The organism is Rhizobium pantanalense (genome assembly GCF_030182525.1).
Classification (GTDB): domain Bacteria; phylum Pseudomonadota; class Alphaproteobacteria; order Rhizobiales; family Rhizobiaceae; genus Rhizobium.
The window spans coordinates 1,114,226-1,132,655 of the sequence record NZ_JAQJCH010000001.1; the positions used below are offsets into that span (position 1 = coordinate 1,114,226).

General features: G+C 59.1%; 20 protein-coding genes. 8 read left to right on the forward strand and 12 right to left on the reverse strand.

The genetic code is table 11. The features are described from left to right. Positions 1-76: 76 nt before the first annotated feature. Positions 77-1,606, reverse strand: coding sequence for a sensor histidine kinase (locus tag PH558_RS05315; RefSeq protein ID WP_113408039.1), 1,530 nt, complete (start codon positions 1,604-1,606; stop codon positions 77-79). 123 nt (positions 1,607-1,729) lie between these two features. Here PH558_RS05315 and PH558_RS05320 point away from each other — a divergent pair, with 123 nt between their 5' ends. The 3 genes from PH558_RS05320 (at position 1,730) to PH558_RS05330 (ending at position 3,490) form a co-directional block, all read left to right on the forward strand. Further along, positions 1,730-2,305, forward strand: a complete 576-nt coding sequence (locus PH558_RS05320; protein ID WP_483314121.1) for a thermonuclease family protein — start codon at positions 1,730-1,732, stop codon at positions 2,303-2,305. Next, complete coding sequence (locus PH558_RS05325; protein WP_285202539.1) at positions 2,302-2,934, forward strand: uracil-DNA glycosylase family protein; 633 nt, start codon at positions 2,302-2,304, stop codon at positions 2,932-2,934. The genes PH558_RS05320 and PH558_RS05325 overlap by 4 nt, the downstream gene beginning before the upstream one ends. Before the next feature lie 67 nt (positions 2,935-3,001). Beyond that, positions 3,002-3,490 (forward strand): Lrp/AsnC family transcriptional regulator, encoded by a 489-nt coding sequence (locus PH558_RS05330; protein WP_069613098.1) that lies wholly within the window; start codon positions 3,002-3,004, stop codon positions 3,488-3,490. A 62-nt stretch (positions 3,491-3,552) separates the two neighbouring features. Here PH558_RS05330 and PH558_RS05335 read toward each other — a convergent pair whose 3' ends face one another. Beyond that, entirely contained in the window at positions 3,553-4,446 is an 894-nt protein-coding gene (locus PH558_RS05335) for an NAD(P)-dependent oxidoreductase (RefSeq protein ID WP_285202741.1), read from the reverse strand. 245 nt (positions 4,447-4,691) lie between these two features. Between PH558_RS05335 and PH558_RS05340 the strand changes: the two genes are divergently transcribed. From PH558_RS05340 to PH558_RS05355, 4 genes are all read left to right on the forward strand, one after another. Then, positions 4,692-5,660: an aliphatic sulfonate ABC transporter substrate-binding protein gene (locus PH558_RS05340; protein ID WP_285202543.1), complete on the forward strand. Its 969-nt coding sequence runs from the start codon at positions 4,692-4,694 to the stop codon at positions 5,658-5,660. Positions 5,661-5,853: 193 nt separating this feature from the next. Continuing rightward, entirely contained in the window at positions 5,854-7,029 is a 1,176-nt protein-coding gene (ssuD, locus tag PH558_RS05345) for an FMNH2-dependent alkanesulfonate monooxygenase (protein ID WP_095435093.1), read from the forward strand. Positions 7,030-7,052: 23 nt separating this feature from the next. Then, complete coding sequence (gene ssuC, locus PH558_RS05350; protein ID WP_095435092.1) at positions 7,053-7,889, forward strand: aliphatic sulfonate ABC transporter permease SsuC; 837 nt, start codon at positions 7,053-7,055, stop codon at positions 7,887-7,889. A gap of 10 nt (positions 7,890-7,899) precedes the next feature. After that, a complete protein-coding gene (locus PH558_RS05355; protein WP_095435091.1) occupies positions 7,900-8,700 on the forward strand; it encodes an ATP-binding cassette domain-containing protein in 801 nt (266 codons plus the stop codon). Positions 8,701-8,791: 91 nt separating this feature from the next. Here PH558_RS05355 and PH558_RS05360 read toward each other — a convergent pair whose 3' ends face one another. The 8 genes from PH558_RS05360 to PH558_RS05395 all read right to left on the reverse strand — a co-directional run bounded on the left by PH558_RS05360 (position 8,792) and on the right by PH558_RS05395 (position 14,343). After that, positions 8,792-9,268, reverse strand: coding sequence for an SRPBCC family protein (locus PH558_RS05360; RefSeq protein ID WP_095435090.1), 477 nt, complete (start codon positions 9,266-9,268; stop codon positions 8,792-8,794). Continuing rightward, positions 9,265-9,609, reverse strand: coding sequence for an ArsR/SmtB family transcription factor (locus tag PH558_RS05365; RefSeq protein ID WP_285202548.1), 345 nt, complete (start codon positions 9,607-9,609; stop codon positions 9,265-9,267). Before PH558_RS05365 ends, PH558_RS05360 begins: the two co-directional genes overlap by 4 nt. Beyond that, positions 9,602-10,294 (reverse strand): glutathione S-transferase family protein, encoded by a 693-nt coding sequence (locus tag PH558_RS05370; protein WP_285202549.1) that lies wholly within the window; start codon positions 10,292-10,294, stop codon positions 9,602-9,604. Before PH558_RS05370 ends, PH558_RS05365 begins: the two co-directional genes overlap by 8 nt. A gap of 128 nt (positions 10,295-10,422) precedes the next feature. Further along, entirely contained in the window at positions 10,423-11,247 is an 825-nt protein-coding gene (locus PH558_RS05375) for a class I SAM-dependent DNA methyltransferase (RefSeq protein WP_285202550.1), read from the reverse strand. Positions 11,248-11,358: 111 nt separating this feature from the next. Next, a complete protein-coding gene (locus PH558_RS05380) occupies positions 11,359-11,625 on the reverse strand; it encodes an usg protein (protein WP_285202551.1) in 267 nt (88 codons plus the stop codon). Positions 11,626-11,811: 186 nt separating this feature from the next. Next, positions 11,812-12,642 (reverse strand): ABC transporter permease, encoded by an 831-nt coding sequence (locus PH558_RS05385; RefSeq protein WP_285174014.1) that lies wholly within the window; start codon positions 12,640-12,642, stop codon positions 11,812-11,814. Further along, complete coding sequence (locus PH558_RS05390; protein ID WP_113229690.1) at positions 12,639-13,442, reverse strand: ABC transporter permease; 804 nt, start codon at positions 13,440-13,442, stop codon at positions 12,639-12,641. The genes PH558_RS05385 and PH558_RS05390 overlap by 4 nt, the downstream gene beginning before the upstream one ends. 118 nt (positions 13,443-13,560) lie before the next feature. Further along, positions 13,561-14,343 (reverse strand): lysine/arginine/ornithine ABC transporter substrate-binding protein, encoded by a 783-nt coding sequence (locus PH558_RS05395; RefSeq protein WP_095435084.1) that lies wholly within the window; start codon positions 14,341-14,343, stop codon positions 13,561-13,563. 368 nt (positions 14,344-14,711) lie between these two features. On the opposite strand from PH558_RS05395, the gene PH558_RS05400 reads away from it, so the two are divergent. Next, on the forward strand, positions 14,712-17,207 hold the full coding sequence (locus PH558_RS05400; RefSeq protein ID WP_285202556.1) for an OmpA family protein: 2,496 nt from the start codon (positions 14,712-14,714) through the stop codon (positions 17,205-17,207). A 44-nt stretch (positions 17,208-17,251) separates the two neighbouring features. Here PH558_RS05400 and mobB read toward each other — a convergent pair whose 3' ends face one another. Beyond that, entirely contained in the window at positions 17,252-17,782 is a 531-nt protein-coding gene (gene mobB / locus PH558_RS05405; RefSeq protein ID WP_095435082.1) for a molybdopterin-guanine dinucleotide biosynthesis protein B, read from the reverse strand. Then, positions 17,779-18,429 (reverse strand): molybdenum cofactor guanylyltransferase MobA, encoded by a 651-nt coding sequence (gene mobA, locus PH558_RS05410; protein WP_285202559.1) that lies wholly within the window; start codon positions 18,427-18,429, stop codon positions 17,779-17,781. The genes mobB and mobA overlap by 4 nt, the downstream gene beginning before the upstream one ends. Between the last annotated feature and the right edge of the window lies 1 nt (position 18,430).

Here is an 18,430-nt window from a genome sequence, read left to right on the forward strand (position 1 = left end):
GACAACAAAGAGATAGCGCGATGCAGAGATTCCGTGAAAAGCTGAAGCGCTCTAGCGATCAGCACCCGAGCTGCGTTTAAGCGAAGCTCTTCTTGCGGCGCTCGACAAGGGGAGCGTCTTCGACCGCCGGCAGGCTTTGAAGGACGCGCTTTGCCGGCAATATGGCAATGACTTCCGTGCCTTCCCGCAGTTTTGATTTCAGCATGAATTGACCGTCATGCTTGGCAAGAATGGCCTGTACGATCGGCAGGCCGAGGCCCGTACCTTGTTCGGCGCTCTTGATGGCGATGGAGCCCTGGCCAAAGGCGGACAGGACAATTGGGATTTCCTCTTCGGGAATGCCTGGGCCATTGTCCTTGATCGCGACATATTCGCCGCCGCCGGCGGTCCAGCCGACTTTGACGCTGATCTCGCCGCCCTGTGGCGTGAATTTGACCGCGTTCGATAGAAGATTGAGGATCACCTGGCGCATCGATTTCTCATCGGCCCAGACAGAAGGCAGCTGCGCTTCGAATTGCGATGAGATCGAAATGTTTTTGGCGCGGGCGCGCAGCTGCACCATGCCGATGCAATCCTCGGCGATATCGAGCAGGGAAATCGCTTCCTCGTTCAGCTCGTATTTGCCAGCTTCGATACGAGAGAGGTCGAGGATTTCGTTGATCAGGTTGAGCAGGTGCTGGCCGGATCGATGAATATCGCTGGTGTATTCGCGATAGGTCGGATTGTTAAGCGGCCCCATGACCTCCGCCGACATGACCTCGGAAAAGCCGAGGATCGCATTCAGCGGCGTCCTGAGTTCGTGCGACATGGACGCGAGGAAGCGCGATTTGGCGAGGTTTGCTTCTTCGGCACGCCGACGGGCCTCGTCAGACATTGATTTCGCGACTTCGAGCTCCGCGATCAGATCGTCCTTTTCCGATTGGAAAGAGAGGATCTTCAGGTTCGACTGATACATGCGGTTGGTGATGAAGCTGAAGAATATCACGGCAACCGAAATAGCTGCGGTGAGGGCGATATCGGAAGGCCTTTGCGTGAGGATCGCTGCCACGGCCAGTGCGACCGTCGCCGGCGCAAAGGAAAACGGAACGGCCCGTGGCAGCATGAAGCTGGACATGGCCGTAATGCAGATTGCCGCTAGCAGGGTCGTGCCCTTGTAAAAGGCAAAACTGTCGCCGCCGCAGGCCGCACAATTTTGCATCGCAAAGAGCGCCCAACAGAAGCCGACGAGCAATTGCCCTAGCAAGAGCAGCTGTCGCCACTTTCTGGCGCTTTCGGCTGACATTTCCTGTTTCTTGGCGCGCCGCCCGATCAGCATGTTGATGGCATGTGCCGTCAGGATCGGAATAGTCCAGAAGAGAATACCCGCATCATGCGTCAGATAGACGCCGAGAACGGCAACGACGATGACGAAGATCGGCACGACGGCGGCACTCTGCCGCAGGGTGTCGATGTGCATCATCATCAGTTCGCGGTCGAAATTGCGGCTATGGCCGCTCTGCAGGCGCTCGCGCGTTTGCCGCACGGCCTTCGACACAGCCCGGTTACGGTGACTGCGCGATCGGTCGACAATGTTTTTATCTGTCGATGTGCTGACGCCGGTGCTCATGGTTACATTGAAACTTGGCCTGCCTGAGGCTACACACTAGCCTTCAAATCTTAAGAAGATGCTGCGCCGAAATGATTTGTTTGCCATCTTCGCCAAGGATTTATTCTTAAAGGAGGCAACAACGTGATGCGGTCGCGCCGCCTGTTTCGTGACGGCGTGGTCACTTTCGCGCTGCTTGCCATTCTTGCATTATTCGCGTTGAAGATGAACAATCGACCGGAAATCGTTCAAAATGGCAGCTTTTATGTCATCGATGGCGACACGTTTTCCGCCAATGGCGAGCGCTTGAGGCTGAAAGGTATCGATGCTCCCGAATATCGGCAGCACTGCCAACGCAATGGCGGGGATTGGGCCTGTGGCGAAGAAGCACGCAAGGCGCTTGCCACAATGATTAAAACCGGAGCGCCAGAATGCCGGGGGCGGGAAAGGGATCGCTATGGTCGCCTGTTGGTGACATGTGTCGCCGGCGATGTCGATATCAATGCCGCGATGGTGCGCAATGGCATGGCGATTTCCTATGGTGCTTATGCCAGCGAGGAGCGGAGCGCACGGCAGGCGAAAGCCGGGCTTTGGGCCAGTGATTTCGAGAAGCCTAGTGACTATCGGCGCGAGGAGCGCATGGCTGATGGCAATGACAATGATCCGCTTGCCGGATTGTTCGACTATTTGCGCCGGCTGGTCGGATGGAGCGTTCTATGAAGCAGGAGAGCGAATTGCAGATCCTGCGTTCGGCGATTGCAGCTTGCCGTCTCTGTCGGGATGCGCCGGTCAAGGGCGAGACGGATCGCCTGCCGCATGAGCCGCGTCCAGTTGCGACACTGTCGTCCACTGCGCGAATACTCATCGCAGGGCAGGCGCCGGGATTGCGCGTTCATGAGAGTGGCCTGCCGTTCAACGATGCCTCCGGTGACCGCTTGCGTCAATGGCTCGCGGTGGATCGCGAGAGTTTCTACAATCCAGACCTTTTCGCCATAATGGGCATGGGCTTCTGCTTTCCGGGCTATGACAAGGCAGGGAGCGATCTGCCGCCACGCAAGGAATGCGCGCCATTGTGGCGGCAACGGGCGATGGATGCGATGCCGCAGATCGAATTGATCCTGACGATCGGCCAATATGCGCAGGCTTGGCATCTTGGAGCGGAGCGTATGGATTCGATGACCGAGACGGTCGCGCAGTGGCGGCGTTATCTTCTAACCAACCGGTCGCCGTCAGTCCTGCCATTACCGCATCCAAGTTGGCGCAACAGCGGCTGGCTGAAACGTAACCCCTGGTTCGAGGCCGAACTGCTTCCCGTGTTACAACAATGCGTGAAAAGCTTGCTCCCTTGAGAAAAAGTTTCTTTTCTCTCGCTAAAAATAAGCTATAGAGAGAATATAATTCGAAGGGATGCTTTAAATGGACCGTCTTGACCGCAAAATCCTGCGCCTGCTGCAGGAGGATTCCACCCTGGCCGTAGCCGATCTTGCCAAGAAGGTCGGCCTCTCGACGACGCCTTGCTGGCGCCGTATCCAGAAGATGGAAGAGGATGGCGTCATTCGCCGTCGCGTGGCTTTGCTCGATCCCGAGAAGGTCAACACGAAGGTCACGGTTTTCGTGTCCATCCGCACCAACAGCCATTCCATCGAATGGCTGAAGCGCTTTTCGGAAGTGATCGCCGATTTTCCGGAAGTGGTCGAATTTTATCGCATGAGTGGCGATGTCGACTATCTGCTGCGCGTTGTCGTCCCTGATATCGCCGCTTACGACGCTTTCTACAAGCGCATGATCGCCAAGATCGAAATCCGCGATGTCTCTTCGGCTTTCGCGATGGAGCAGATCAAATATTCGACGGAACTGCCGCTCGATTACATGCTGCTGGAAAATGCCAAGTCCAACGAGGACTGACATGGACTGAGCGCCGCTCTCATGAGGCGCTCAGCAGAAGCTGTTGATTTCCCGGCAGCCTTTTACTTCTTGTCCAGGCGCGCGAGCAGCGAGGAGGTATCCCAGCGATTGCCTCCCATCGCCTGGACGTCGCCGTAGAACTGGTCGACGAGGGCCGTGAGCGGCAGCTTGGCCTGATTGCGGCGCGCTTCCTCCAGCACGATGCCCAGATCCTTGCGCATCCAGTCCACCGCGAAACCGAAATCATATTTGCCAGCATTCATGGTCTTGTGGCGGTTTTCCATCTGCCAGGAGCCGGCGGCACCCTTGGAAATGACCTCAACGACCTTTTCGATATCGAGGCCGGCCTGCTTGCCGAAGTGGATGCCTTCTGCCAGGCCCTGAACGATGCCTGCGATGCAGATCTGGTTGATCATCTTGGTCAGCTGTCCCGCGCCGACAGGCCCCATCAGGCCGACCATGCGCGCATAGGCGTCGATAATGGGGCGGGCCTTTTCGAACACCGCTTCATCGCCGCCGCACATGACGGTCAGTACGCCGTTCTCCGCGCCTGCCTGTCCACCGGAAACCGGGGCGTCTATGAAACCGATACCTTTTTCCTTGGCGGCTGCGTAGAGTTCGCGGGCGACTTCGGCGCTTGCGGTGGTGTTGTCGATGAGGATGGAGCCGGCCTTCATGCTTGAAAGGACGCCGTTTTCGCCTGTCGACACCGAACGCAGATCGTCGTCATTGCCGACGCAGGTGAAGACGAAGTCGGCGCCAGCGGCAGCCTCGGCCGGAGTAGGGGCAAATTTGCCATCATATTGCTTAGCCCATGCCTCAGCCTTGGCGACGGTGCGGTTATAGACGGTAACGTCATGCCCACCCTTGACCTTTAAATGCCCGGCCATGGGATAACCCATGACGCCCATGCCGATGAACGAGACCTTTGCCATTTCATGACTCCCTGACTGAATTTGTCTCGAAGGCTTAGCCGAAAGGCCTCGGAGACGAAAGACCGATTTGTTGGGCAACTTGTCACCGTGGCATGTGATTTGAAATCTGATTTCCAATTTCTGTATCTATTAGAATGGAATTTCGCCATGGTCGAGAATCTTCATAAATTCTTTTGTCGATATAATCTATGGATTTGCGATCTTAGGCCATCGACAACGAGCCGATGGCCGCGGAAGCGCCGAGGCCTCATGAAAAGGGATCTTCGATGATTTCGCGCAGACAGACACTCGGCCTTCTCGGTGCGACGGCGGCGGCTATCGCTTTGCCCTCCGTTCGACAGTCACGTGCGGCCGCGGCGACGACGTTTCGGATCGGCTGGCAGAAGAACAGCGTATTGGCGTTGGCAAAGCGTCAAGGGGCATTGGAAAAGCGGCTTTCCGATCGCGGCATATCCGTCGAATGGTCGGAATTCACATCCGGCCCGCCGCTGCTGGAGGCTCTCGGCGCCGGCGCTCTCGATTTCGGTGCCACGGGCGACGTGCCGCCGCTGTTTGCGCAGGCTGCCAATGGCAATCTGCTGTATGTCGGCATTTACACCGGCAGCCCCGAAAGCTCCGCCATTCTCGTGCGCAAGGATTCGCCGATCCAGACGCTTGCCGATCTCAAGGGAAAGAAGGTTGCCTTCAAGCGCGGCTCCAGCGCCCACAACGTCGCCGTCAAGGCGCTTCGCAAAGGTGGGCTGACGATCGCCGATGTGCAGCCGCTCGATCTCGCACCGCCGGATGCATCCGCTGCGTTCAAGACCGGCGCGATCGACGCCTGGTCGATCTGGGATCCCTACCTCGCCATAGCAGAGGCCGATCCGGATACCCGCATCCTTGCGACTGCGCGGGGCATCGTCGATTCCTTCAGCTATTTCCTGGCCAACGGTGATTTCACCAAGGATAATCCACAGGTGATTATCGACGTCATCGACGAATTGGCCAAGGTGGGAGCGGCGGCGCAATCGGATTTGGACGGCACCGTTAAGGCCATGTCGGAAATCACCGGCGTGCCGGCCGAGGTGACGCGGGTGGTGCTGACGCGTCCCGGTGCGAATCTTGGCGGCGTCTCTACCATTACAGATGCGGCGATCACCTATCAGCAGGGGCTGGCTGACGAGTTCTATAATCTTGGCATCGTTCCGAAGAAGCTGAACATCACGGACATCGTCTGGCGGCCAAAGGCGAGCTGAGGCTGACAAGACCCACGGATATCGTCTGCGCCCGTAACACTACGGGCGTGGACTTTATGGGCAAAATATTTCGTCAAACGCCGACAATTAGAAAATCCATATTGTCGATGTAATCGATAGTCTATGCCATTATCCGGATTGAACATCGGGAGGTGGCTCCCGACTACGCGCATCCAGAAAGCAGGAAAGCTTCATGACCGCGACCGCAAAACCCATCGATTTCCTCTGGTTCATTCCGACCTCCGGCGACGGCACCTATCTGGGTACGACCGATCTCAATCGCGGACCGGAGATCGGCTATCTCCAGCAGATCGCACAGGCTGTCGATAGGCTTGGCTATACCGGTGTATTGCTGCCGACAGGCGTTTCCTGCGAAGAGTCTTTCGTCACGGCCGCGGCGCTCTCGGCGCATACGCAGAAGCTGAAGTTCCTGGTCGCGATCCGCCCGGGTACGGCCTCGCCTGCCTACTATGCACGCCTTGCTTCGACGCTGGATCGCGTCTCGAATGGTCGTGTGCTGCTCAACATCGTTGTTGGCGGCAGCCCGGCAGAGCTCGCCGGTGACGGCATTCATCTCGAGCATGACGAACGCTACGCTCATGCCGATGAATTCTTCCATGTCTGGGAGGAGCTGCTGGAGACGGGATCGTCCACCTTCGAGGGCAAGTATATCAAGGCGACGAATGCGCGGCTCGGATTGCCGCCAGTGCAGGCACCGCGCCCGCCGCTCTATTTCGGTGGATCTTCGGATGCGGGCATCGAGTTCTCGGTCGGTCGCGTCGATAAGTATCTGACCTGGGGTGAGCCGCCAGCACTGGTGGCAGAGAAAATCGCAAAGGTTCGCGCCGCAGCTGCCAAGCGTGGGCGCGAGGTCAGCTTCGGCATTCGCCTTCACTTCATCGTTCGCGAGACGGACGAAGAGGCATGGGCTGCGGCCGACAAGCTGATTTCCAAGCTTGACGACGAGACGATCCGCGAAGCGCAGGAGCAGTTCGTCAACCAGTCCGATTCCGTCGGGCAGAAGCGCATGGCGGCGCTGCATGGCGGCCGGCGCGACAAGCTCGAAGTGTCGCCGAACCTTTGGGCCGGTGTCGGTCTGGTGCGCGCCGGTGCGGGTACGGCGCTCGTCGGCTCGCCGAAGACGGTTGCCGCGAGGCTGCGGGAATATCAGGAGCTCGGCATCGAAACCGTGATCGGCTCGGGTTATCCGCATTTGGAAGAAGCCTATCGTGTGGCCGAACTTCTCTTCCCCGAGCTGGGATTGAAGCGCGACGAGCAGCGTGCCGGGTTCCGCAACGAATTCGGCGCCAAGCAGATTTTCGCCGGCGGCAGCCATGGCGGCAATCTGAAGGTCGTTTCCGGCTCGTAACGCCAGCTCAAAGGGAGATCCCCATGTCGGCATTCGACACGTCCTTCGTCCGCGTGGCCTCGGAACGGCGTACGCGCCAGGCCAAGGTGGCGCGGCAAGGTATCTCGTTCCAGAGATTTCTGCCGTTCCTGCTGCCCGTTGTCGTCATCGCGGCATGGCAGCTGGGCTCGTCGCTTGGATGGATCTCCACCCGTATCATGCCGTCGCCGGCGGCCGTCGTGGTCGCCTTCTGGCAGACCACGATCTCCGGCCAACTCCCGAACAATATCCTCGTCAGCGCCGGCCGCGCCTTTGCCGGCCTGCTGGTCGGCGGCTCGATCGGCTTCTTGCTCGGTATCGCCAACGGCGTGTCGCGGCTGTCGGAGCAATTGACCGATACGACGCTGCAGATGCTGCGAACCATTCCGCATCTCGCCATGGTGCCGCTTGTCATTCTCTGGTTCGGGATCGGCGAGGAATCCAAGCTGTTCCTGACGGCGCTCGGTGTGCTTTTCCCGATCTATCTCAACACCTATCACGGCGTGCGCAATGTCGACCGCGGGCTGATCGAGATGGGACGGGTCTATGGGATGAGTAGCTGGACGCTGTTCCGGAAAGTCATCTTTCCCGGCGCGCTTCCGTCCATCCTCGTCGGCTTGCGGTTTGCCCTCGGCATCATGTGGCTGACGTTGATCGTCGCTGAATCGATCGCCGCATCATCGGGCATCGGCTACATGGCCAACAATGCCCGCGAGTTCGGCATGACGGATGTCGTGGTGTTGACGCTGGTCATCTATGCCATCCTCGGCAAGCTTGCCGACGTCGTTGCTCGGGCAATCGAGCGCAGGGCCTTGCGCTGGAACCCGGCCTATCGGAATTGAGGAGCTTCCAATGAGCGTCAACACACTCGATCGCCCACGGGTGGAAACCAAAAATGTCGCTGCGCAAGCTGCGGGCGCTGCGGCCATCCACATCAAGGGTCTGGAGAAGAATTTCGGCAACAACCGCGTCCTGCGAGGCATCGATCTCGATATTCCCGCCGGCCAGTTCGTTGCCGTCATTGGCAAAAGCGGTTGCGGCAAGAGCACGCTGCTGCGCATCCTGATGGGGCTGGAAGAGCCGAGTGCGGGCCATTTGCGATTCGAGGCGGCCGGTGGTGAAGAAGCACAAGCCAATACACGCATCGTCTTTCAGGAGCCGCGGCTGCTGCCGTGGCTTTCGGTCGCGGACAATGTTGCGGTGGGCCTGGGCGAGGGCGTGTCGCAGGATATCTCGCGTAACGAAACTGCCTCCGTTCTTTCCGAAGTGCAATTGACCGAGAAGGCTGGCGAATGGCCTTCCAGTCTTTCCGGTGGGCAGAAGCAGCGCGTGGCGCTTGCCCGTGCGCTTGTTAGCAAGCCCGGTATCCTCGCGCTCGATGAACCGCTCGGTGCACTTGATGCGCTGACCCGCATCAGCATGCAGGAATTGCTGAATCGCGTCTGGCGCGAGCTCGGCTTTACCGCCGTGCTCGTGACTCACGATGTCAGCGAAGCCGTGCATCTGGCCGATCGCGTCGTGGTGCTGGATGAGGGCCGGCTCGTGCTCGATCTCGACATTCCCTATCCGCATCCGCGCCGCCATGGCAATCCGGCGCTCGCAGAGCTCGAAGGGCAGCTGCTGGCGGCAATCCTCGGTGATGCGCGGGGTTAGAGCTTTCGGCTTTTCTTCGAATCACGAAAACGCTCTATCTTTTTTACACAATTCCGGATGGAAAACCTCTGGGCACTTTCCTGAAGTTGCTCTAATTCGGCCTACTATCGTTTCCCTCGACGTAGAGCCTGAGATTGTCGAAGCCGATTTCCGTGCCCATGAGGCGTGAGCCGTTGTCGGTATAGCCGTCGAGGAAAACGACCTGCTCGACGAAGGTCATTTTCGTGCCGCCGGGTTCTGGGGCAAAGTTGACGGTTGCGAGCGACACGGAGATCCTGACGTCGTCGAGCATCATGTCAAAGGCATAGATGAAGCGCTCGTTCTGGACGACGTCGATATAGCGTGCCTGATAGGCATGCACGACGCCATCCGTGGAAACAGTACGGTTGCTTTCGCTGCCGCCGGTGCGGAAATCGAGCTGGAAATCCAGCTGCTTCCATTCGCCGTGACAGGCAAACCATTGCTGCTTTTGCTCCGGTATTGCCCAGGCGTTGAAGACCTTCGAAAGAGGGGCTTTGAAATGACGTTCTATGGTGATCGTCGTATGGTTTGTCGATCTTATGCTCATTCGTCCGTCGTCTCCGTCGATGTATCAGCGAGAAAGAGGTCGAGCCGGTCGAAGGCCCTGTTCCAGGACGCCTTCCGCTCGGCAATCCAGCGTTCGACGGCTGCCAGCGCCTCCTTGCGCAGGTGATAGGTGCGCACCCGGCCGGTCTTTTCAGATAGTACCAGTCCGCTCGTCTCGAGCACCTGCAAATGTTTCATCACCGTCGGAAGCGCCATATCGAGCGGTTGCGCCAACTCGGTCACGGAAGCAGGACCACGGCCGAGCCTGTCGATCATGCCGCGGCGGCTTTGATCGGACAGGGCCTGGAACATGCGGTCGAGCGCCTGTGTTTCCTCAAGCATTCGGCTTTTCCGGCCGGAACTGCGCCGGCAGCCTGTCACTATATGGGTACATGTGGAAATAAGGCATTGCTTCCTGCAACACGCGGGCGAAGGATGGGCGCTCGATAAGGCATTGATAATATGCTTTCAGCCGACCATGCTCTTTGGCGAAGGGAACGAGCGTTTCAGCGTAGAACAGGGCTGGTGCTGCGGCGCAATCGGCCATGGTCAGGCTGTCCCCAGTGATCCAGGTCTTTCCGTCCAATTGCTTTTCGATCATGCCATAGGCGGTACGCAGCAAGGTCTCGGCGCCGGCAACGCCCTGCGGGCTGCGATTCTCCTCCGTGCGGCGCACGTCGGCGACAATCGCTTGCATCGGCTCCTGCACATACAGGTCGAAAAAGCGATCCCAGAGCCTGACGCACAGGGCATCCGAAAGTTCGGTCGGCAACAGCGCCGTTGCACCCGGATAATGCCGGTCGAGATATTCGATGATGATACTGGTCTCAGGAACCGTGCTGTCGAGGGCTTCGTCGCGAAGCACCGGGAATTTTGCGAGCGGCCAGAGGCGCACCAGCGAGGCGCGCGATTCCGCATTGCCGAGATCGATGATGCGGCTTTCGAATGGCGTCCCGTTTTCATAGAGCGCCATCAACACCTTGTGGCAAAAGGAGGCGAGGGGATGCTGATAGAGAATAAGGGACATGCGACAACCTTCCGAGATCAAGGTTCGAGCTGATACTTACCGGAATGGCTAAGTATCAGCTCGCTAGGTGTCGCGCAAGGAAATAGTTATCCAAATAGATAACTATTTGCGATGTAATGTATTTAACCTCAATCGGCGAGACGACGGGCGATGACCAGATGACCCGGTGTCGGCTGGCCATCTTCCATGCGGACATTGATGTCGGTGATTTCGACGAGTTCGAAGCCGGTCGCACTCAGCCTTTCGCGCACATAGGCTTCCGAATGGGCGAAGCGCTGATGCGGGCCGACCATATAGGGGCGTCCGGCCATGGCCGTCTCAGGCAGGGTCTCCGAAGAGAAGATGAAGAGGCCGCCCGGCGTCATGTTTTCGGCAGTGCCGAAGAAGAGGGGTTCCAGCGCGCCGAGATAGGGCAAGACATCAGTCGCGGTGATCAGGTCGAACGGTTCCTCGTCATTGTCGTCGAGGAAATCCTCGACCTCAGCGACGAAGAGTGTCTCGTAGATGTCTTTCTCATGGGCGACTTCGACCATGTTCTCGGAAATGTCAATACCGGTGATATCCTCAACGATATCGCGCAGAGTGCCGCCCGTAAGCCCCGTGCCGCAGCCGAGGTCGAGCATGCGCTTGAAGGGGCCGAGGCCGAGAGCTTGCAGGCGCTGGCGAACGAGGACCGGAACATGGTAGCCGAGCTGCTCCACCAGCACATCCTCGAAAACCTCGGCATGCTGATCGAAGAGCGTCTCGACATAGGCGTCCGGCGCCTTGACCGGCGTCTCGCCGCGACCCATGGAGGCAATGCGGACGGCCGCGCCGCCATGGTCTTCTGGATCGAGAGCCAGCACCTTCTCATAGGCCTGAACCGCAGCGTCGATATCGCCCGCCTTTTCCAGCGCCAAGGCCTGGTTATATGCTTCCGCCAACGCGTCTTCGTCGATCTTCTTCTTTGCCATGAGTGACAGCCCTTCCATTCGTCACGCAGGCATTAAGGCGCTTGATCGGCTTTTGCAATGCTTGCCGTGTCGCCCAGCGGGCGCACCGATGATGTCGAAGACCCGATGCGGCTAGTGCAGGATGAATTCTCCCTTTAGCGCCCGCCATTCGGTCGCTGAAATCAGCTTGCGATGGACATAGCGCACGGAATGCAGTGGGCCATCCAGCGTTTCCTGCCAGAATTTCAGGAAGCCGCGCATTTCCGGGAAGTTCGGGGCGAGATCATAATCCTGCCAGATATAGGTTTGGAGGATTTGCGGATGATCGGGCAGGCGGTAGAAGATCTGCGCCGTCGTCAACCCATAACCGTGCAACTGCTTTTGCATGTCGTTATGCATGAGCTTTCTCTTTCCGTTCCCATTCTTGTCGTGACTCATGATCACTCAAATATGGAAACAGCAGATGGTAAACTCAAGCTTTACAAAAATGTCATGAAGGAAATTTATTCACAGAAATCAATGCACTAGCAGCAACAATTCGAGAGTGCTGCCAAGGCGGCGCTTCGAACGCCGCCTTTTATGAGATCAGCGCTTGAGATGCCGTGTCAGCCCGCCTTCCATCCGCGCCCAGCCGTTTCGCATGAGTTCGACGATCACGAGATAGAAGATCGCTGCCCAGAGATAGATCTGGTAGTCGTAGGTCCGCGAGAAGGCATAGCGTGTTTCGCCCATCAGGTCGAAGACCGTAATAATGGAGACGGTTGCCGAACTCTTGATCAGCAGGATGATCTCGTTGCCGTAAGGACGCAGCGCCACGATGAGCGCTTGCGGAATGATGATCTTGCGGAAGGCGATCCAGGTATGGATACCAAGCGCGCTGGCCGCTTCCCGCTGGCCCTTCGGCACGCTCTGAATGGCGCCCCGGACGATTTCCGTCTGATAGGCCGCCGTGTTCAGCGTCATGGCGAAGACGCCGCAATAGAAGGGATCCTTGAAGAACCACCAGAGGCCGATATCCTCGAAGAACCAGCGAAAGCTCGGGAAACCGTAATAGACCATGAAAATCTGGGCCAGCAGCGGCGTGCCGCGAAACAGATAGACATAGCAATAGGTCAGCGTGCTCAGGATCTTGTTGCTAGACATTCGGGCAAAGGCCAGCGGTATCGAGAGGATCGCGCCGAGGATAAAGGATGTGGCGACCAGCTTGACCGTGATCCAGAGGCCGTGAAGCAGCCGTGGCCCATAGGTTTCGAGCTTGTCAACATCCCAGCCGGTTATAATCATTGCAAGCAGCGAAATACCGAGAATGGCCCAGAGGGTCAGAAAGAAATAGCCGGCGATCCGCGCCTTGGACAGCTTCTTGATCGTCTTCGGCGGTGCCGGCTGCGCGGCGATCAGAACTTCAGCATGGCTCATCGATGGACCTCCGCACGTTTAGCCCATCGATCGAGATAGAAGAGGCCGACGGAAGAGATGACGGCCAGCGTCAGATAAAACAGGCAGGCGATGGAATAGAAGGTGAAGGGCGCCTTGGTGGCACGGACGGCGATCCCTGTCTGCCTGATGATGTCGGCGAGACCGATGATGGACACGTAAGACGTATCCTTCAGCAGGTTCATCCAGAGGTTCCCGAGATTTGGCAAGGAAATGCGCACGAGTTGCGGCACGATGATAAGCCGCATGGTTCGGGCCCTGTGGAATCCAAGGGCATCGCCTGCCTCATACTGGCCTTTGGGAATGGCCTTGAAGGCAGAGAGGAGGACTTCCGAGCAATAGGCGGAAAAGACGATTGCCAGCGCCACCATGCCGGCCGCGAAGGCATTGATTTCAACGGGTCCGTTATAACCGAATTTGGCGAGCACGGACTGCAAGAGGATCTGCATGCCATAGTAGATGATGAAGAGCGTCAGCAGCTCCGGCAGACCACGGAAAATCGTCGTGAAGACACCGGCGGCGAGCCGCAGTGATTTCTCTTCAGATTGCTGCGCGAGCGCCACGAAGAAGCCGATGACGATGCCAAGCGGCAGCGTTAGAACCGAAACGGTGATGGTAATCTTCAACCCGCCGGCAAGCTCATCGCCCCATCCTGTGTCACCGCAGGCGAGCATCGTATTCTGACCGAACAGAGTGAACAGTCCGGCCGGACCACATAACGGGTCAAAAATCGTACTCAACCAGGTCCACAAGGAACCAAGGGCGGAAAACAATCCGCTCATGCTGTATTTCCCCTAGCGGCTTTTGCCGCGTTTCTGCTTATATTCTTCTCGTTGTCAAACAAAAACGGCGGAAGGGCAAGCTTCCGCCGTCGTCTTTTCCCAGGGAATCGACGGGCGATCAATCGCCGTAGACGTCGAAATCGAAATACTTGTCCTGGATCTTCTTGTAGGTGCCGTCGGCGCGGATCGCGGCGATCGCGGCGTTCAGCTTATCCTTGAGGGCTGTATCGCCCTTGCGGATGGCAATGCCCGCACCGACGCCGTTGATGACCGGGTCGCTTTTCAGCGTGCCGAGCATCTTGCAGCAATTACCTGCATCGGACTTCACCCATTCGGACAGCACGACGACGTCATCGATGGCTGCATCGATGCGGCCGTTGCTGAGGTCGAGCTTGTATTCATCAGCCGACGGATAGAGCTTGAGTTCGGCATCCTTCAGGTGGGTGGAGGCGTAGTTGGCATGGGTCGTGGAGGACTGTGCGCCGATCGTCTTGCCCTTCAGGGCTTCGTCGGTCGCTTCCTTGAGAGCGGAGTCCTTCGGAACGGCGATTGCCGGTGGCGTGTTGTAGATCTTGTTGGTGAAGTCGACGATCTTCTCGCGCTCGGGCGTGATCGACATGGACGAGATGATCGCGTCGAACTTCTTGGCCTGCAGGGCCGGAATGATGCCGTCGAAATCCTGGTTCACGAAGGTGCACTTGACCTTCATCTGATCGCAAAGCGCATTGGTTATATCGATGTCGAAGCCGATGAACTTGCCGCCGGCGTCAAGCGATTCGAAAGGCGGGTAGGTCGCGTCCGTGCCGAAGACGATCGTGTCGCCGTCGGCAAGTGCCGCACCGGCGACGAGCGACATTGCGGCGAAGGACGCGGCGGCAAGAAGACGAGTGGAGATGCGCATATTGACCCTCTCTGTTGGTGGCCGGCAGCCGATTATTGTTTTTGGCAGACGGCTCGAGTGGAGCGGGCCGGTGGCCCGCCTTGCGGCGATATTCGTACTTTTTTTCTGGAAAATGCAACTGGAATTACGAAGGCAATCTGCCTTTGCGCAATGCCGTCGCAATGCAAGCCCGCCACAGGGAAATCTGAACGAAAACCATCCGCTGCGTTCAGCCAGGGTTAATTGCGGCAACCTAATAGTGCGGGAACATATAGCGGCTTGCCGCGATTCAGCCTCATGAGAACCGAAAATTGGCCGGGTTCCTGAGGCAATCGCCTTGCCGCTGAGATTCGCAATTCGGCGGACAAAGATCATAAGAGGAGACCCCTATGGGAAAGCGATCCAGACTATTTGCCAGCGCCGCGTTTCCGCTGCTTTCGCTATCGCTCGCCTTCGAGCCGGCAGCAGCGGCGGCACTTCGTGAACAGCCCATCGCACCGCTGAACAATGGCATCGGTGATGTGGCCGCAATGGCCCCCGACGCCAGCTTCGAGGTTGCGCAGCAGGAAGCGCCGGCAACTCAACCAGATGAGGAGCAGCTCAAGCACAAGAAGCCTGGCGAAGGCGGAGAGGGCCAGAAGCATCAGGGTGGCGGCGAGCAGCAGCACCAGATGAAGCAGGCAGAGCCTGAAGGCGAGCCGCAGCAGAAGGCGCCGAAGCAGCAGCAGCCGGAAGCCCAGCCGCCGAAGGCCGAGCATCAGCAGCCTGCGGAGCAGGAGCAGCCGAAGCCGCAAAAGCAGCAGCCGACCGCAGAGGCTCCGCCCGAGCCGAAGAAGCAGCGCCAGCAACCGGCTGAAGAGCCTCAGGCTCAGCCCGAAGTCAAACCGCAGCCCAAGGCTGTCGCTCCCGAGGCAGAGCCAGAAGCCCCGCAGCCGAAGCAGAAGGCCAAGCAGCCGGAAGCAAAGCAGCCTGCAGAGCAAGAGCAACCGAAGCCGCAAAAGCAGCAGCCGAAGGTAGAGCAGCAGCCTGCTACGGAAGCGCAGCCAGAAGTACAGCCGCCGAAGGCCAAGCCTGGTGCGAAGGCACAGCAGCCTGCTCCGGCCGAGAAACAGGCTCCCGCCGCCGGCGAACAGCCGAATCAGGAGGCTCAGCCAGGAAAGCAGGCGCAGCCCGAACAGAACGCCCATCCCAAGCCGCAAGGTCAGACCGAGGCTCCGGCAAAGCAGCCCGCCGAGCAGCAGCCGGCACCGGCCGGTGAGCCCGCCCAGGGACATAAGGCACAGCCGGGAACGCAGGCGCAGCCCGAAGCACAACCCGGAACACCGGCGACACCCGGCGCCCAGCAGGGGCAGAAGCAGGGCGGAGACAAGACCCACGGCAAGCAGCCACAGAACCAGCAGCAGGGCGAGCAGCCCGCCGCCAATCCGCAGCAGCCGGCCCAGCAGGGCACGACGCCGCAAGGACAGCCCGCCCAGGCTGGTAACCCGGCGGCGCCGCAGCCCGGCAAGCAGCAGCCGGCCAATGGCGCCGCGACGCCGGCCCAAGGGAGTGCAACGGCTCCCGCCACGAACGGCAATGGTCAGCAGGCTGGCGAAATCCAAGTGCCTCCGGCCGAGCAGGTCTCGCCGCAGGAACTGGAGCGCCGCAAGAAGATCGCGGAGAATCCAGCCTCCGCCAATGGTCCCGTCATCCTTCCGGTCGAAAACGGAAGCGCTGTTCTGGACAGCCAGAAGGATGCGGTTCGTCGAGGCGAGCATCGCAACAACGGACAGAACCCCGCTGCTCCGGGCGCCCAGGTTGGTGGTGGACAGGCGGGTCAGGCTCAGCAGAGCGGACAGGCCCAGAATGCTCCGGCCCAGCAGCCACCACCGGCTTACACCAAGCCACCGACCTCAGACGCCGAGGCGCAGCGCGCGGCAGCCGGCGCCCAGCCGCAACCTCCAGTCAAAATGGAAGCCGTGACCAGCGAGCAGGGTCGCCGCATCGATCGCCGGCCGGATTTCGTCCCGCCGCAGGGAACGACGGTCCAGACCATCATCAATCAGGACAACCGGACCATCGTGAATGTCGACAACACCTATGTCGTTCGCCACGATGATAGCGAGCGCTTCATTCGAGGCGGCGAGCGGCCGGTCTACGAACAACTGCCGCGTGACCGCTATCGCGAGACGATCGATCAGCCCGACGGCGATCGCGTCGTGACGATCCGCAACCGCTACGGCGACATCATCCAGCGCTCGCGCATTGACTCCAGCGGTCGCGAATATGTGCTGTTCTACTCGCCGGAACTGGAAGATCGTCCTGACAATGACGACTACTACCGCGATCCGGGTGAAGATCTGCCGCCGATGCGCCTGCTCATTCCGCTGAGCCAGTACATCATCGATACGGCATCGAATCGCAATGCCGACTATTACGACTTCCTGCGCGAGCCGCCGGTCGAGCCGGTCGAGCGTATCTATTCGGTCAACGAAGTCCGCTATTCGGCTCGTATCCGAGACAAGATCCGCCGTATCGACCTCGACACGATCACCTTCGCAACGGGCAGCGCCGAGATTCCGATGTCGCAGGCGAGCACCCTTCGCGGTGTCGCCGATGGCATGTCGAAGATCATCAAGCGCGATCCGACGGAAACTTTCCTGATCGAGGGCCATACGGATGCGGTGGGTTCGGCCCAGAGCAATCTGATCCTGTCGGACCAACGCGCGGAATCGGTCGCCAACGTGCTGACGGATGTCTACGGCATTCCGGCCGAAAACCTGGTCACCCAGGGCTATGGCGAGCAGTATCTCAAGGTGAATACGCTCGGTCCGTCGCAGGAAAACCGCCGCGTCACCATTCGCCGTATCACGCCGCTGGTGCGCCCGGTCGCGTCGAACCGGTAAGGATCAGCTTGATAGCAGGGGCCGCCGGGAAACCGGCGGCCTTTCTATTTCGGCTGGTCGCCGAGACCTACTTTTGCAGCGATGAAATCGGCGATGGCGACTGTGTCGTCGAGGTTGAAAACGGCGAGCGAACCGGCATCTTCAACCGGATGGTCCGTGGCGATGGCCACGATGTGAGGATCCTGTGGGGCGAGCGGTTCGCGCTTGGCAGCTTCCAGCCGGCGCGCCTCGATCTTCGGAATGGGTTCTCGTTTGTAACCTTCGATCAAAACGAGGTCGCAGGGGGCAAGGCGCGCCAGTATTTCTTCGAAGCTCGGTTCGGGCGCGCCGCGCAATTCGTGCATGATGGCGTAACGCGTGCCGGAGACGATGGTGACTTCATGCGCGCCCGCCTCCCGATGGCGAAAACTGTCGGCGCCCACCTTATCGATATCGAAATCATGATGCGCGTGCTTGATGGTCGAGATGCGATAGCCGCGCCGGGTGAACTCCGTGACCAGCCGCACGGCAAGCCCCGTCTTGCCGGAATTCTTCCAGCCGGCGATGCCGAAGATTTTGGGCCGAGATTTCGTCATGACGCGCGTTCCAAAGCTGCCAGCCATGTCTCCGCTTCGGCGAGATCGGCTGGCGTATTGATGTTGAAGAAGGGATCGAGAGCCCCGATTGCCGTTTCGATCGCGGGAAACTCAACCCGCCGCACTTTATATCGGGCGAGGAAATCTCTCACGCGCCGCTTTTCGTCGGAAGGGATCCATTGTTCCAGGTCGACGGCGGCGGAGACGGGCCAGAGACCGAAAACAGGATGATCCTGCCCAAGGGATGCGGCAATGGCAATCTCGTCGGGGCCGTGAATGACATGGGCAAGGCGCTGGACTAGATCGGAGGGAAAGAAGGGGCTGTCTATGGGGATGGTGGCGATATGCGAGACCTCAGGGTAACGCAACCGCGCGTCCTGCAGCGCGGCGAGCACACCTGCAAGCGGCCCTACTTTACCGGGAATTCTATCCGGAATGAGCCGCATCCCCATGATGTCAGGCCAATCGGCATCCGCATTCAGTGCGATCGGTTTGCGTTGTTGGCGCCCGATCTTCGACGCGATACGAGCCAGCAGGCTTTTGCCGGCGAGTAGTGCAAAGGCCTTATTCGCGCCCATGCGGCTGGAACGGCCGCCCGCGAGCAGAACGACGGGAATATCTTCCGGGTTGGGGATGAAGTCGGACATG

What these genes read in the sequence shown, in the direction of transcription:
- PH558_RS05315 (WP_113408039.1), bottom strand. Translation starts at nt 1,606, where the DNA reads ATGAGCACCGGCGTCAGCACATCGACAGATAAAAACATTGTCGACCGA.
- PH558_RS05325 (WP_285202539.1), top strand. Translation starts at nt 2,302, where the DNA reads ATGAAGCAGGAGAGCGAATTGCAGATCCTGCGTTCGGCGATTGCAGCT.
- PH558_RS05330 (WP_069613098.1), top strand. Translation starts at nt 3,002, where the DNA reads ATGGACCGTCTTGACCGCAAAATCCTGCGCCTGCTGCAGGAGGATTCC.
- PH558_RS05340 (WP_285202543.1), top strand. Translation starts at nt 4,692, where the DNA reads ATGATTTCGCGCAGACAGACACTCGGCCTTCTCGGTGCGACGGCGGCG.
- ssuD (WP_095435093.1), top strand. Translation starts at nt 5,854, where the DNA reads ATGACCGCGACCGCAAAACCCATCGATTTCCTCTGGTTCATTCCGACC.
- ssuC (WP_095435092.1), top strand. Translation starts at nt 7,053, where the DNA reads ATGTCGGCATTCGACACGTCCTTCGTCCGCGTGGCCTCGGAACGGCGT.
- PH558_RS05355 (WP_095435091.1), top strand. Translation starts at nt 7,900, where the DNA reads ATGAGCGTCAACACACTCGATCGCCCACGGGTGGAAACCAAAAATGTC.
- PH558_RS05360 (WP_095435090.1), bottom strand. Translation starts at nt 9,268, where the DNA reads ATGAGCATAAGATCGACAAACCATACGACGATCACCATAGAACGTCAT.
- PH558_RS05365 (WP_285202548.1), bottom strand. Translation starts at nt 9,609, where the DNA reads ATGCTTGAGGAAACACAGGCGCTCGACCGCATGTTCCAGGCCCTGTCC.
- PH558_RS05370 (WP_285202549.1), bottom strand. Translation starts at nt 10,294, where the DNA reads ATGTCCCTTATTCTCTATCAGCATCCCCTCGCCTCCTTTTGCCACAAG.
- PH558_RS05375 (WP_285202550.1), bottom strand. Translation starts at nt 11,247, where the DNA reads ATGGCAAAGAAGAAGATCGACGAAGACGCGTTGGCGGAAGCATATAAC.
- PH558_RS05380 (WP_285202551.1), bottom strand. Translation starts at nt 11,625, where the DNA reads ATGCATAACGACATGCAAAAGCAGTTGCACGGTTATGGGTTGACGACG.
- PH558_RS05385 (WP_285174014.1), bottom strand. Translation starts at nt 12,642, where the DNA reads ATGAGCCATGCTGAAGTTCTGATCGCCGCGCAGCCGGCACCGCCGAAG.
- PH558_RS05390 (WP_113229690.1), bottom strand. Translation starts at nt 13,442, where the DNA reads ATGAGCGGATTGTTTTCCGCCCTTGGTTCCTTGTGGACCTGGTTGAGT.
- PH558_RS05395 (WP_095435084.1), bottom strand. Translation starts at nt 14,343, where the DNA reads ATGCGCATCTCCACTCGTCTTCTTGCCGCCGCGTCCTTCGCCGCAATG.
- PH558_RS05400 (WP_285202556.1), top strand. Translation starts at nt 14,712, where the DNA reads ATGGGAAAGCGATCCAGACTATTTGCCAGCGCCGCGTTTCCGCTGCTT.
- mobB (WP_095435082.1), bottom strand. Translation starts at nt 17,782, where the DNA reads ATGACGAAATCTCGGCCCAAAATCTTCGGCATCGCCGGCTGGAAGAAT.
- mobA (WP_285202559.1), bottom strand. Translation starts at nt 18,429, where the DNA reads ATGTCCGACTTCATCCCCAACCCGGAAGATATTCCCGTCGTTCTGCTC.